This is a genomic window from Polaromonas sp. P1_F4 (genome assembly GCF_056405675.1).
Window position 1 is genome coordinate 532,634 of the sequence record NZ_JBFUBP010000002.1, and the last position, 13,637, is coordinate 546,270.

Here is a 13,637-nt window from a genome sequence, read left to right on the forward strand (position 1 = left end):
TCAGAACCTGTACTTGAAACCCAGCCCGTAACCGAGCACATCGGCGCCGACGCCGGGTGAGTTGCCGGCGGAAGCAAACACCGCACCCGTGCGGAAGTTGTAGCTGGCCGAGCCGTCGTTGCGGATGCGGGAGAAGGTGCCGTAGACGCTGAGGTTTTTGCTGATGGTGCGGTTGAAGCCGACAGCCACCATGGTCGCGCCCAAACCCGCCGTCGAGCAGGAGCGCAAGGCCGGATCGTTGGACACCACATCGCAGCTGCCGGCAGAGGCACGGCCTGCGCTGGCGCGCAGCTCCCACGGGCCGATGGTGTGCGTCACGCCGAACAGCCGGGCGCGGCGGCGATAGCTTTGCAAATCAAGCACCGTGTTCCCGGGAACGACATCCGATTCGGAATAGGCCAGCTTGTCGATGAGCATGGAGAACGTGGTGCGCCCCACGGTGTAGCTGGCGCCGAAACTGGCTGCCCAGTCGCGCGACGAGGTGCCTTGCGTGACGGCGGTGGCGGAAGAACCGACACCGCGGTTGTTGCGCCCCAGGCTCGCGATGCCGAAGTACTGGTTGTGCTGCTCGTAGGCCAGGCCCAGCTTGAGAGCGCCAATGACATACGAGCCGCTGAAACCCCAGACCGAGCCAGAGCCCAGATCCGGCGCGGCCCTGCGGCCATTGTTGGAATACGCGATGCGCGCCGACAGCCCGTTCCACTCCGGCGATGCGTACTGCCAGACACCCGGCTGCCGGCGAATGAAGGCCGCGTCGTCGTTGTTGGCATCGGTCGCATTGGTCACCGGTCCGGGGGCGCTGGACGACCCGACGCCGAGGCCGGGCGAGCCGATGATGCCGCCCGCGCCGCCAATGCCGTAGTCATTGAAGGGATCGAACTTTGCGGTCATGTCGCGAAACGGCATGGTCCACTGACCGTAACGCACCGCACCCCAATCAGGGCTGCGCAGCCCCACACCGGCGTCCTGCAGGGAGGTGGAGGCGTTGGATTCGGGCCGTGAAGAGGTGGCGCCGTCCTTCGGCACGTACTTGTAGGCCACGCCAGCTTCAACCTGCCAGAAGGCTTCAAGGCCATCGCCCAGCCCCAGAGCGCCGCGCACACCGATCGAAGACGACGGGTCGCTGTAGCGCGTGTAGGGCGGCAGTTGCCTGCCTGTGGGCGTGGCCGACTGCGTGGCGCCGCGCGGGCCGGCGTCGGTCGCACCATCACGGCTTATACGCTCGAATTCGAGGCCGAAGCCACCGAAGATTTCGAACCGGTCTTGGCTCAGGTCCGGGTCATCAGAGCCCGACGACGAGAGCCCTGCAAAGGCTTGCGGCGCGCCGCTGAGCTGTATCCACACCGTCGGACTGTGCGAGGCCTCGATGCTGCTGGGCGTGCTCGTCGGCTTGAACGCGACGCCCAGGCTGACGGTCAGGGATTTGGGGCGGGTAAGGATCACGCCCAGGCCGGCGCCTTGCAGGCTCTTGTGGTTGCTGGCCTGTGTGGGATCCCAGGGATTTTTGTCGATACGCACGCGCCCGGCGTCGTAGAAGACAAAGCCTTCCACACCGAACCCGCCCAGACGCCCCAGCGAGCGCCGCAGTTCGAGCCTTGAGACCCAGCCCTCGTCGCCGGCGCCTTCGCCCTGCGGATAGGCTCTCACACCGTTCATGCCGCCCAGAAAAAACTCTTCCGAGGAATCGAGATTTTTGGAGGCACGCTGACCCGAGAACGACGCGTACAGCGTGAAGCCGCCGGGCAAGGCCTGCAGGCGCGAAAGCGACCAGTTCAGCTTGTGAAAATTGCCTGCCGTGCGGGCCGAACGGTCGTCAAAGGCGGCATCAGAGAGCGTGTCCCGGCTCAGGTTGCCGTGGGTGAAGCCCAGTGAGTAGTTCGTCAGCGCCGCGGTGCCCGCCAGGCCATCACGCCAGTCGCCATACAGATCAAAGCGGCCCAGTGAACTCGTTTTTTTGACATCCACGCCGGCCTGGTTGATCTGGTCGATATAGGACTTGTGCTCCAGCGTCAGCTGGCCTGTAAGGTTGGACTGCCTGCTGCGGATGAAGGGATATGCCAGAAATGCGCTGGCGCTTTGGCCTTCACCGTGGGCCTCGAGCGGCGCAAAGTCGCGGCCTATCTTGTAGAGCAGGTTGGTGTAGCCCACGCCTGCACGCAGGCCGGATCCGCCTATCGGCGCGGAGACGCCCAGCGTCTGCGCCGTCAGCCCTTCAAAGGTGGTGAGTCCCCGCACGCTCCAGGCCTCGCCCAGGCCCAGCCAGTCGTTGGCCGATAGCTCTACCGTCAGGCGATTGCGCCCGGTGTAACTGTTGCCCTGGTTGTCAAAACCGAATCTTGCCTGCGCCAGCGCGCTCTCACTCACCCGCACCACCAGGTCGGCCGTTCCCGGCTGCGCGCCGGCGCGAAGCACAGAGCGCACGGTGATGCCCGGCAAGTCGGTGAGCAGCAGCAGCGAGCGTTCGATATCGGCTTCGCGGATCACGGCGCCAGGGGTCAGGTCATTGATGAAGCGGCGGATGACGCCTTCATCCAGGCGAACGCCCTTCGCAGGCTCGACCGCGACGGTGCCTAGACGCCCTTCCCGGATCTCCAGCTTCACCGTTCCGTTGGCAATGTCCTGCGCGGGCAAGTTGGCGCGTGCCACCAGGTAGCCCTGCGCCCGGTAGAAGCGGGTGATGCGCGCAGCGGCGTCGGCCAGCGCGTCAAAGCCAATTTCGCGGCCCGTGAAGTCGCCGAGCTCCGCAGCCAGGATCTGCGCGTCGATGGAGTCATTGCCGCTGAATTCAAACTGCCTGACCACGATCCGCACACCGGAGTCCGTGGCGGGCAGGCTTTTTTCATCGGCAGGCCGCTCAATCACGGCCGGGGTTTCCGCCGGAGCCGGGTTGCTCACGCCGGGCGCGCGCTCCCGGATCGACTCGAGCATGCGGCCCGCATCGGGCACTTGCGCCAAAGCGCCATAGCCGGACAAGGCCAGCAAGCTACCAATCACGCTGGGTTTGAACGGGCGGCCTTTGGGCCTTTTCACTTTGATTGCTTGCATCTGTATTTCTTGAAAGGCTGGCAGCCGCATCCGCGCCATGCATCAAGGCCTGCTCCCCTGACGGATATTGGACGGGCAATCGCCCGAAATCGCCAGTTCGAAATACCCGCCCATATCCATAACCTCAGGTTATTGATCACCTCATAAAAGTGAGGCAGAAGGGCTTGTGGCCGAGGGTCAGGGCCGCAACAAGCGTGCGCGGATACGGCTGCGCCGCAAGACCTGCCGCTGCAAGAAGTGAAGGATTAAAAAATTGCGGCCCGTGGTGATCGCATCAGGGCGTCCTGGGCGCTTGCGCGGGCTCAGACGTTCACCGGTGCGGGCCGCCGGCACAAACTCGTGGTGACACCACGCCAGGCGTCGGTCCAGCCCCCCGGACGCTCCATTTTTGATAGCGAAAAGTCCATGTCCACTATGGGCTAGAGGGCAATTTAATGCAAAAGAACGACTTAGCGGGTGAACTTCCTGAAGAACTCTTCGGCGCGCTTTTTACTGTCGATCGCAGCCTGTTTGTTGGCTTCCACCGATTCACGCTTTTTGGTGGGCGTGTCGTAGGAATGCTCCACACCGGGATACAGCACAAACTGCCAGTCGCTGCCATTGCGTTTGGCGATCTCCGAAATTTGTGCGCACCGTTCGGGTTTGACTTCTTCGTCATCGGTGCCGATCAGCAGCAGCATGGGCGCGTAGCTTTTGTACTCAGGGAATTGGCGCATCACTTGTGCGCAGGCGGGGTACATGCTTAGAAAGGCCCGGAAACCCGTGGCTTCGGTGGGCGACATGATGCCCGGCGCGCGGGTGGATGCCGCAGACAAAGCCGTGCTGCCCCCGTTGGACCAACCTTGCAAAAACACCTGGTCCTTGACGACATCCGGGCGGTTGCGCAGGAATTTCAGCGCAGCATAGGCATCCAGCGGCCGTATGGTGATCTCGTTCACACTGGCGGGCCGGCTGCCGTCGTTGGTGCCGGCTTCGAACCCGCGCGCATAGCCGCGAGGGCCAAAGGAGTCGACCAGCAAGCCGATATAGCCGCGTTCGGCCCAGAACTTGCCCCACATGACATGGCGCGACGACAGGGAGTCGCCGTCGAAGGTTTCCTTCAGGGTCGAGTAAAGCCCGCCCCGCCCATGCAGCATCACCACCGCCGGATGCGGCCCCGGGGTGGACGGCAGATACATATAGGCCACCAGTTCAGTTTTTCCGTCTTCACTGGTGAAGTTCACGGCCTGGGCTTTTTGCGCCCATGCGCCCGGTGCCGCCAGGAGCGACACAACCAGCAGGGCAAAGGCCGCCAAAGACTGCAGGTCAGGACGAAAAAGAGGAAGGGCAGCTGTGTGCATGTATCGACTTTCAGGGGCTAGCAAAAGTGCCGTTGCATTCGTTTTTGAATCATGTCCGTCAGCACGCGGCGGCGTCAAGCCTTGGTGATGACAGTTGGCCACATGCAGACCAGCGCTTCAGAGGGACCCATAACTTCAGGTTATTGGGCTCACATTAATTTGATAAGGGCACAGCAGTGGCCGAACTTAGGATGAGCTTGGCCCGATGGCCACGGCGATGGCTACTGAACAATCACTCACCTTGAAAGAACCGATGATCCACACCTACACAGATGACGACGTTGGCGATGCCGTCGGATGGCGCGATGTTCTGCGCGACCTGCCCCACGCCTTTGAATCCCTGCGCACCGGAGATGCATCCATACAGGCCCGCCAACGCATCGATTGCGGGAACTGGAAGCTCAGCGGCATGGGCGCCTTGTGGGAAAGCCGCGCCGTCGCTGCGTACAAAACCTACACCAGCCTGAATGGCCAGTTCAATTTTCTGGTCAACCTGTTCGACTTGAAAGACCAGACGCACCATGTGATGCCCGCGGCGGAAATCACCCGCGCCAGGACCGCAGGCATGACGGCCTGGGTGGCCCCGAAAATCACCGTGCCCGGCGCCCAAAAAATGGCGCTTTTCGGGTTGGGGATACAAGGGCGCACCCATCTTGAGGCCCTGCAGGAGACGATGGGGTTTGCCGAGATCGCCGTGGTGGATACGGTTGATGTTTCACAGGCCTGCGAAGCGTTTTCCAAACGCTACAAGACACGGGTTCACCAGGTGACGCCCCAGGAAGCCGTGACCGGCGCAGACCTGATCGTCACCGTCACGCGCTCCAAGCAACCGCTGTTTGACGGTGCCTGGCTCAAGCGCGGCGCGAGCATCTGCGCAGTAGGAACCAGCTTGCCCAGTGGCACGGAGATCGACCAGATCAGCCGGGCGCGCAGCGACCGCGTGATCGTTGAATGGAAACCGCAAAGCCTCGTGGAAGCCGGAGAGATCGTGATCGGCCTGGCGGACAAAAGCCTGGACGCGTCGCAGATCAGCGACTTGCCGGAACTGCTGGCCAGCGATGCGCACTGGCGGCGCACGCCTGAAGAAATCATCCTGTTCAAGGCCGTGGGTGTGGGCTTGAGCGACCTGGTCGCTGCGCGACTCGTGGTCAACCGCCTGAGCGGGCGGACTCTGCCTCAAGCTGTCGCTTCAAGCCAGTACTAAAGGAAGAGCCGGCGCTCAGGTGCGAGGCTGCCAGGTGGCGTCTTGTACCTTCTTGAGTTCGTCGCCCACGCAGGTGGTGAGCGCGCGCATGATGTCTGTGACGGCGGCAGCCTTGAGGTACATGGCGCAGACGGGGAATTCGGCGCGCGGCTCCAGCGGCAAGACCTTGAGCTTGTCGGAGAAAAAGTTAGCGCTGGCCGAATCCACAATCGCCACACCCTGGTCCAACTCCGCCAGGCGTACCGCCATCTGGTAAGTGCGTACGGCCGTCTTGCCTTGCTGCCAGCTGAACCGGTTGGCATAGCGCGAATAGATGCGCCCCAAAGGATCCTTTCCAGAGAGCTCGATCAACTCCATGGTCGCCAGGGCTTCCGCCGAGATGGACTTATTGCGCGCGTATTTACCAAGCCTGGAGGGCAGGCTCGCCGCTACCAATTGGAGATGCCCGATCTCGATGCAATCCAGCGAAGGATGCAGCGGCGGGTCAAAGGCGATGGCCATGTCCACTTCATGCATGAGCAGTTTTTGCATCATGTCTTCGGTGTGCCCGGTATTGAGCTCACTGCGCATCTTGGGAAAGAGTTTTCGGGCCGCGAGCAACGCGGTAGGCAGCACGCTGTTGGCCAAAGACGCCACCGCGGCCACCCGCACCGCCTTGTCGGCGCCCAGCTTGAGATTGCGGGCCAGTTCGCGAACGGCGTCCAGGCCGCCGGTGGCTTGCTCCACGACGGGTGCCAGTGCGTGTGTCTCTTTGGTCGCCACCAGCCGCTTGCCTTCGCGGTTGAAAAGGGCAAAGCCGACCGTGGCCTCCGCATGCTGCAGCGCCTTGGTGACGGCAGGCTGAGAGACGTGCAACAGGCGTGCGGCACCGCTAATGGTGCCCGTGCGCAGAATGGCTTGCAGGACTTCGATGTGGCGGGTTCTCATGGTAGAAGATGCGGAAAATCCCGGCTTGCGTGGTTGAACGGCAGGCCCCGACCAGAGGGAAAACAGCACCGCGGGATGCGGGCAGTTACAGACTTTGCGGTGGTGACTGTGCAAATATTCGAGGCATTTTGCACTGAATCCACCTGGACCGGCTGTATTTAATGCCGAGGCTGTGGAATCCGGCAAATAGTGAGCGGGAATTCCGGCATTTAATAGCCAGAAAACCGGTTTTAGCCTCGAAAATCGCCCCTTTTCCCAAACCTCTTTCCGGCAATTAATGATTTTGGGGCGAGAATTTCCGGCAATTAATGCACTTGAGCGACTAACTCTGGGTTTGCCTTGCAGTGGCCCCACCCCTAGTTAGGTTGGACATGATTGAACGCGATCGACGCGACCAAAGAGCCGAGCTTGGCGGCTGGCTCCTGAGCGCGAGCGGCGGACTCTTGTAACAGCCCAATATTGGTAGGTTTCATACAGGCACTGGCTTCCTGAACCAAGGCGTCTGGATGACGTTGACTTGCTTGCGGCCGAGTTCAGGAACGGGATGTGACCCCGAGTACTCCCGGAAATGCTCATATCTTCTGGCTGGTGGCAGCGCAGCTGACTTGCCTTCAAGTTAGGGGGAATATGCGGACAGTAATTATCGGAAACAGTGGCAGCGGGAAGACGTGGCTGGCCAAATGTCTTGCTGAGAAAACAGGTGGTCCAGTGATGCATCTTGACGAGGTCTTCTGGCTTCCGGGCGGTTTTAATGAGAAGCGAGACCCCTCAGACGTCTCCCGCCTCATTGACGTCAAGCGGACTGAGGCCGAATGGATTGTCGAAGGTGTCTACGGGAACTTGGCAGCGCAGTTCTTGCCCTCTGCGATGACGCTCGTGTGGCTTGACTTGCCCTGGTTGGTGTGCAGGCGGCGGCTTGAACTCCGAGGCTCTGAGAGCAAAGCGCACATGCACCGAGAACAATCTAGCCAAGGCCTTCGGGAACTCATTAGTTGGGCCGAAGCGTATTGCTTTCGCCAGGGATCGAGCGGTCAGGCCGCTCACCTTGCTTTGTTTGAGGCGTTCCAAGGCCAGCGCTTCCGACTACGCTCAGAGATGCAAGTACGGGAGTATTTAGATGCTGCCTAACAGTTTTGTCGAGTCGGACCGGCCAGAAGCGGCTCAGTCTATCGTTAATCTCGGGCGGCCAGCCGCTCACGTCAACGCTAGGCCTCATATGAAATTTCTCGTCACGGTCTTGTTGGCTACGGTTCTTGGAGGCTGCGCTCTAATCGAGCCGACGGCTGCAAGCCACTTCAATGCCAAGCCAGACACGCCCGCAGAGGCCGTCTTTACTTGTGCTGAGTCCACCATTCGCTCACTTAAGGTAAAACAAGGCACATGGAGTGATGTCGTCACAACTCGAGATATTGGTAGCGGCCTATTTGAAACCAACCAGTTCAATAAGGTAAATATCGTGGGCATACGGGTACAAGTCAGGTATGACTCCCGCACAGGAAACGGGCGCATCAAAGTCAAGGCCAGCGGAGCCTACTTTGCCGACCTTGGGGCTGATCAGGCAGCCGAGCAACTTACAAATGGAATCGTGCAATGCCTGTAAGGCCTAACAACTCTTTCAATCCGAACCCGCTTTGCGGGTCGGTTTGATTCGGGCGTTAGGCGACCAATACCAGATGATCCAACTCGTAATTCCGACCGAACGTCACGTTGAGGGCTACGCTGCCGCGCTTAAACGCGGGTGGTCTCCACACAATGAGCGCGGCTTGGGAGCTTCGATCGAAGAACTTGAGAAAATTGAAGCTGACCCGAAGTTATTCGTTGACTCGCTTGATGACAGGGAAGCCAATGGCCTGCCCGTCAAGATGCCGGACGGCTCAGAGGTACCTCGCTTGCCCGGATTCGTGCGCTGGATGTGGGATGGAGAGTTCGCAGGAGCTATCGGGTTTAGGTGGCAACACGGAACGACGGACCTACCTCCGTATTGCCTGGGCCACATCGGCTACTCGGTGGTTCCATGGAGGCAAAGGCGAGGCTATGCAACAGCCGCACTGCTCAGCATGCTGGAGGAAGCACGACTAATGGGAATGCCGTATGTGGAAATCACCACCGACCCAGACAACTTGCCTTCGCAAAAGGTCATCCTTGCAGCAGGCGGCAAGCTCCATGAGCGGTTTAATAAGCCTCCGCAGTTCGGTAGCAAACCATGCCTTCGATTTCGTATCGCTTTGGCCTAGAGCCGTCTAGCCCTTGCATCGAGAGGGGGCGTCCGGTGTGTCGGCGGCCAGCATTCGCGGTTGCGCCTGGATCAGTGTGACGCGCTGATCCTCCTCGATGATTGCCTGGGTACTGGAACCCAGTTTAAGAACTTTGCCCGGGCCTACCAGTTAGAGCGGCAACCTGAACAGCGGGCGGTGATTTACATTCCGTATGTTGCACATACGAAAGGAATCGACCACTTGAAGAAGCAATGCCCTCGGGTGCACGTTTCTCCCGTAGAGACGCCTGGAGAGGGCGCTGACTTTTTTGGTGTGGATAAAGATGACCAGGCTCTTTGGCGTCTTGATAAGACCAACTCGGCAGCCGCAGCTCGGAATTTCTATGAAGAATTGCTGAGGCGAAAAGCGGGATCAAAAGGAGAGTCTGTGTGGATCTGCCTCAAAGTGCGCCGCTGTGTCCGCGATTTTGTTGCTTCGATGACTAGCCTGGTGACCAGCTTCTCGGCGTAGGGATCGACCTTGCTTGCGCTCACCCGCCTTGGATACTTGGGCTCGCTCTCTTCCGACCGCAGTGCTTCTTCACTGTGTTGCGAGCCAGGACTGTACGCATTGAGATCTCGGGGATGGACATCTGATCGCAATGCCCAGCGCCTGATGATATTCAATGTCGCCACGCCTATCACTCCTAATTTCCCTTGCTTTTAAAACAAGCGACGGGTGGCCTCAGGTCTATCGGGGCGGCGCATGACAGCACCCTAATAACCGCGCGACGTGTCGACGAGCCCGGTGACAGTCCTTCCCTGCTCCATCAGCGTGATCTTGGCGGCGATTTGCGCGAGGGCCTCGCCGATCAGCGTCTGTGCTGAGATGTGCGGCGTCAGGGTGACCTTGGGATGTTTCCAGAAAGGGTGATGCAAGGACAGCGGCTCGGTGCGGAAAACGTCGAGTGTCGCGCCCGCCAGGTGGCCGCTATCGATCAGCTCTATTAGGTCATCCTCCACAAGATGTGCGCCCCGTGCCACATTGATGATGTAGCCGCCGGGCTTCAGGCGTAAAAGCGATTGGCGGCACATCAGGTTCTGCGTTTCCGGTGTGAGCGGTAACATGCACACGAGGATGCGTGTCGACGACAGAAACTCGTCCAGCTGCGACGGGCCCGCCAAACAGCGCACGCCCGGGATACTTTTTTCATTGCGGCTCCAGCCCAGCACCGGGAACTCGAACTGTGCCAGCGACCTGGCCACGCGCTCACCCAGAGCGCCCAGGCCCATAACGCCGAGCGGAAAATCACTGCGCAGCCGCGGCTTGCGCGGCTCCCAGCGCCCGGCTCGGGCATCGTCTGCATAGCCGCCGAAATCACGAAAATGGCCCAGCACGGCGTGGCAGACGTAATCGGCCATCTGCACCGCCATGCCACCGTCTTCTACGCGCACGATCTGCGCTGAAGGCGGCAGGCGCATACGCATCAGGGCATCGACGCCCGCGCCAACGTTGAAGATCGCTTTCGGCGAGACCAGCGTGTTCAGGAAGGCCTGCGGCGGATTCCAGACCACGGCATAGTCGGCGTCCGCCACGCTGCGGGGCCAAGCCTGCACAGTGGCGTGTGGCAGTGCCACGCGCAGCGCTTGCTCCCAGGGCTGCGCTTCGACGTGGGTGCAGCACAACGCGACCCGCAGGCCCCGGGGCGCCGACAGCGAAGACGCGGTGGCTGGCTGCTCAGCGAACGGCAAGGATGGCATCGACTTCAATGTCAAACCCGTTGAGGCTGGACTGCACGAAGCTGCGCGCCGGGAAGGGCGCACCCACATAAGTGGCATAGACGGCATCGAAAGCCTTGGCCTGGCTGGCGGGGTCACGCACGAACACCGTCACCTTGACGGCATCACGCAGGCTGAGGCCGGCTTCCTTTGCCACGGCCTGCAGGTTGTCCAGTGTCAGGCGCACCTGTTCATCAAAGGGCCGGTGGCCCTGGGGTATACCGTCGACCGTGCGCGGCACCTGGCCCGAAAGAAACACCAGGTCGCCAAAGCGCACGGCCTGGCTGTACGTACCGGCGGGCCGGGGCGCTTGGGCGCTGGTAAAAGCCTGCACGCTCATGACGTGCGGCCTGGCAGGCCCGCCGCAACCGCGAACTTGTCGAGCACCCCGACCATGCGCTCCAGCGCCACCGACCATTCGGCCTCGTCACGCGCATAGCAGACGCGGAAGTGGCCGGAGCCGCTCGGGCCGAACTGGTAGCCCGGGCTGACCAGCATGGCGGCATCTCGCATCAGCGCCTGCGAAATGGTGGTGTCAGCCTGCTTCAGCGCGCTGACGTCGGGCCAGGCGTATGCCGTGCCGCCCTGCAGGTGCAGCGTGAGCCAGGGCAGCTTTGCGAAAGCGGCGGCGGTGATCTGGCGCAAGTTCCAGAATTCCTTCAGCCGGCCTTCCAGCCATTGCACGTCCTGGCGCAGCCACGGGACCAGCACGTGCTGCGAATAGGCCGGCGCGCGCAGCGCCGTAATGGACTGGATGTCCTCGATGCCGCGGATCACGACGGCCGGAGCCGCCACCACGCCCAGGCGGTAACCGGACAGGGATTCCGTCTTGCTGGGGCCAAGCAGCGTGATCGTGCGGTCCTTCATGCCGGGCAGGGCGGCCAAGTGGGTATACGGCACACCTTCATAGACAAGGCGCGCGTAGAGTTCGTCGACCAGCACCATCACGTTGTAGCGCACAGCCAGTTCCGCGATGGCGGCGATCACGGCGGGCGCGTAGACGGCGCCGGTCGGGTTGTTAGGGTGCGAGAAAACGAAGAGCTTCGGTTTCAGGCGTTTGAAGGCGTCTTCCAGCGCGTTGAGGTCAGGATGGGGGCTCGCATCGCCGGCCAGCGGGATGTGCGTGACCTTGGCGCCCAGGAAACGCAGGATGCGTTCACTGAACAGGTAATCGGGGTCCACCAGCAGCACGTCGTCGTCCTGGCCGATGAGCGAGGACAGCGCGCCGAAGAGGCCGGCCTGCGTGCCCGGCGTGAGGATCAGCTCGCTGGCCGGGTCGAACGCCAGGCCGAACACCGACTTCACGCCTTCGGCCACGCTGGCCAGCACGTCGGGATGGCCGCGGTAGCCGGTGTAGGCGAGCGAGCCGTCCCTGGCCGCGCGGGCAATGACGTCACCGGCCCAGTCGGGCGGCGCAAAGCGCACGGTGTCGAAATGGGTGGTGTCCAGGAAGCCTTCGGGCGCGAGCGCCAGCAGGTCGCGGTCTGCCTGTCGCGCGCCCCCGGGCACACGGGTGGGCAGGCGCAACTCGTTGACGCGGGGAGAGGGCTGGACTTGGGGAGCCTGCAGCCAGGTATCGGCTTTCACGTTCATGGTTTTCCTTGGAGTGGAGGTTGGTTTTTGAGGTTGGGGTTGGGGTTGGGGTGGATGAAAAAGAAGTCAGCGCACGATGGCCACACGCTGCTGCAGGCGCTTCACAAGGCCCGACAGCGAAAAGCACATCACGAAATAGACAAGGGCAACGAAAAGGTACATCTCCACCAGACGCCCGTCGCGCTGAGCCACCTTGGAGGCGGCGCCAACGAAGTCGGTGATGGAAAGCACATAGACCAGCGAAACGTCCTGGAACAGCACGATGGTCTGCGTCAGCAGCACCGGGGCCATGTTGCGAAAGGCCTGCGGCAGGACGACAAAACGCATCACCTGCCAGTAGTTCATGCCCATGGCATAACCTGCCGAGACCTGGCCGCGCGGGATCGACTGGATGCCGGCGCGCATGATCTCGCAGAAGTAACACGCCTCGAACATGATGAAAGTGATCAGGCAGGACGAGAACGCGCCCACGCTGACCGGTTCTTTGGCGCCGATGATCCAGGCGCCGATGTAGGGCACGAGAAAGTAAAACCAGAAGATCACCAGCACCAGAGGCACCGAGCGGACGACGTTCACATAGGTGCCGGCGGCCATGGCCGCGAACCCGGAGCCGGACAGCCGACACATAGCCAGCAGCGTGCCGACCACGATGCCGCCCAGGGTGGCGAGCGCAGTGAGCTTGAGCGTGAACAGCATGCCCGTCATGAACAGGTACTGCCATGAGCGGGCGATCACATCGAAGTCGAAGCTGCCAAGCATGCGGTTTTCTTTCAATGGCGCGGTTGTGGCTGCCGGGTTAACGGCCGCCCTTCGCGCCAATCAGCCCCGGCACGGCGACGCGGCGCTCCAGCAGCCGCGCCAAGCCGATTACGCCGACGTTGACGATGAGGTAGACCAGCGTCGCGGCGCTCAAGGCTTCGAACACCTGGAACGAGAACTCCTGTATGGCGCGAGCCCGTGAGGTCAACTCCATCAGTCCGATAGTCAGCGCTACGGCACTGTTCTTCACCAGGTTAAGAAATTCTGATGTCAGTGGCGGCAGGACAATACGCAGCGCCTGCGGCAGCAACACGTGCCGGTAGGTCTGAGCGGTGGTTAGGCCCATGGCTGTTCCGGCCATGGACTGGCCGCGCGGCAGCGAGAGGATGCCCGCCTTCACCTGCTCGGCCACGCGGGAAGAAGCAAACAAGCCCAGGCACACTACGGCCGTGAGGAAAGAGGCGTTGGGCATTTGCTTGATGCTGTGGCCCAGAGCCTCGGGCAGCAATTCGGGCACGACGAAGTACCAGAGGAACAGCTGCACCAGCAAGGGGATATTGCGGAAAACTTCCACATAGGCATTACCCGCCCGCACGGCCGCGCAGCTGGGCAGCGTGCGCGCCACGCCCACCAGCAGGCCGAGCGACAGCGCCAGGCACCATGCGGCAATGGCTGTGGCCAGCGTCCAGCCCAGGCCCGAGACCAGCGTGGAAAGATAGGTGCCCGTACCCTCGGGCGACATCTCCCAGAAAATTTTCCAGTTCCAGTGGTAATTCATGGTCGGCCGGCTTGCTTG

12 protein-coding genes and 1 pseudogene are annotated in these 13,637 nt (G+C 61.6%); 4 read left to right on the forward strand and 9 right to left on the reverse strand.

The features are described 5' to 3' along the window. Positions 1-3,045 carry a ShlB/FhaC/HecB family hemolysin secretion/activation protein gene (locus tag AC1DYQ_RS07420; RefSeq protein ID WP_477686242.1) on the reverse strand — a complete coding sequence of 1,015 codons (3,045 nt, stop codon included), beginning with the start codon at positions 3,043-3,045 and terminating at the stop codon, positions 1-3. Between the two features lie 449 nt (positions 3,046-3,494). Next, a complete protein-coding gene (locus AC1DYQ_RS07425; protein ID WP_477686243.1) occupies positions 3,495-4,385 on the reverse strand; it encodes a dienelactone hydrolase family protein in 891 nt (296 codons plus the stop codon). A 241-nt stretch (positions 4,386-4,626) separates the two neighbouring features. Here AC1DYQ_RS07425 and AC1DYQ_RS07430 point away from each other — a divergent pair, with 241 nt between their 5' ends. Continuing rightward, positions 4,627-5,589, forward strand: coding sequence for an ornithine cyclodeaminase family protein (locus AC1DYQ_RS07430; RefSeq protein ID WP_477686244.1), 963 nt, complete (start codon positions 4,627-4,629; stop codon positions 5,587-5,589). Positions 5,590-5,604: 15 nt separating this feature from the next. On the opposite strand, the gene AC1DYQ_RS07435 is transcribed toward AC1DYQ_RS07430, so the two are convergent. Then, entirely contained in the window at positions 5,605-6,516 is a 912-nt protein-coding gene (locus AC1DYQ_RS07435; protein ID WP_477686245.1) for a LysR family transcriptional regulator, read from the reverse strand. A 1,216-nt stretch (positions 6,517-7,732) separates the two neighbouring features. Between AC1DYQ_RS07435 and AC1DYQ_RS07440 the strand changes: the two genes are divergently transcribed. The 3 genes from AC1DYQ_RS07440 to AC1DYQ_RS07450 all read left to right on the forward strand — a co-directional run bounded on the left by AC1DYQ_RS07440 (position 7,733) and on the right by AC1DYQ_RS07450 (position 9,242). Continuing rightward, a complete protein-coding gene (locus AC1DYQ_RS07440; protein WP_477686246.1) occupies positions 7,733-8,116 on the forward strand; it encodes a hypothetical protein in 384 nt (127 codons plus the stop codon). Between the two features lie 73 nt (positions 8,117-8,189). Beyond that, positions 8,190-8,750, forward strand: a complete 561-nt coding sequence (locus AC1DYQ_RS07445) for a GNAT family N-acetyltransferase (RefSeq protein ID WP_477686247.1) — start codon at positions 8,190-8,192, stop codon at positions 8,748-8,750. A gap of 60 nt (positions 8,751-8,810) precedes the next feature. Further along, on the forward strand, positions 8,811-9,242 hold the full coding sequence (locus AC1DYQ_RS07450) for a phosphoribosyltransferase-like protein (RefSeq protein ID WP_477686248.1): 432 nt from the start codon (positions 8,811-8,813) through the stop codon (positions 9,240-9,242). Here AC1DYQ_RS07450 and AC1DYQ_RS07455 read toward each other — a convergent pair. From AC1DYQ_RS07455 to AC1DYQ_RS07480, 6 genes and pseudogenes are all read right to left on the reverse strand, one after another. Then, a pseudogene (locus tag AC1DYQ_RS07455) lies at positions 9,155-9,415 on the reverse strand (IS21 family transposase); the annotation flags it as partial. The gene AC1DYQ_RS07450 and the pseudogene AC1DYQ_RS07455 sit on opposite strands and share 88 nt — an antisense overlap. 72 nt (positions 9,416-9,487) lie before the next feature. Then, a complete protein-coding gene (locus AC1DYQ_RS07460) occupies positions 9,488-10,408 on the reverse strand; it encodes a 2-hydroxyacid dehydrogenase (RefSeq protein ID WP_477686282.1) in 921 nt (306 codons plus the stop codon). Positions 10,409-10,448: 40 nt separating this feature from the next. Continuing rightward, positions 10,449-10,829 (reverse strand): RidA family protein, encoded by a 381-nt coding sequence (locus AC1DYQ_RS07465; RefSeq protein WP_477686249.1) that lies wholly within the window; start codon positions 10,827-10,829, stop codon positions 10,449-10,451. Then, positions 10,826-12,082, reverse strand: a complete 1,257-nt coding sequence (locus AC1DYQ_RS07470; protein ID WP_477686250.1) for an aminotransferase class I/II-fold pyridoxal phosphate-dependent enzyme — start codon at positions 12,080-12,082, stop codon at positions 10,826-10,828. Before AC1DYQ_RS07470 ends, AC1DYQ_RS07465 begins: the two co-directional genes overlap by 4 nt. A gap of 66 nt (positions 12,083-12,148) precedes the next feature. Further along, complete coding sequence (locus AC1DYQ_RS07475; RefSeq protein WP_477686251.1) at positions 12,149-12,841, reverse strand: amino acid ABC transporter permease; 693 nt, start codon at positions 12,839-12,841, stop codon at positions 12,149-12,151. Positions 12,842-12,878: 37 nt separating this feature from the next. Continuing rightward, entirely contained in the window at positions 12,879-13,619 is a 741-nt protein-coding gene (locus AC1DYQ_RS07480; RefSeq protein ID WP_477686252.1) for an amino acid ABC transporter permease, read from the reverse strand. Positions 13,620-13,637 lie beyond the last annotated feature (18 nt).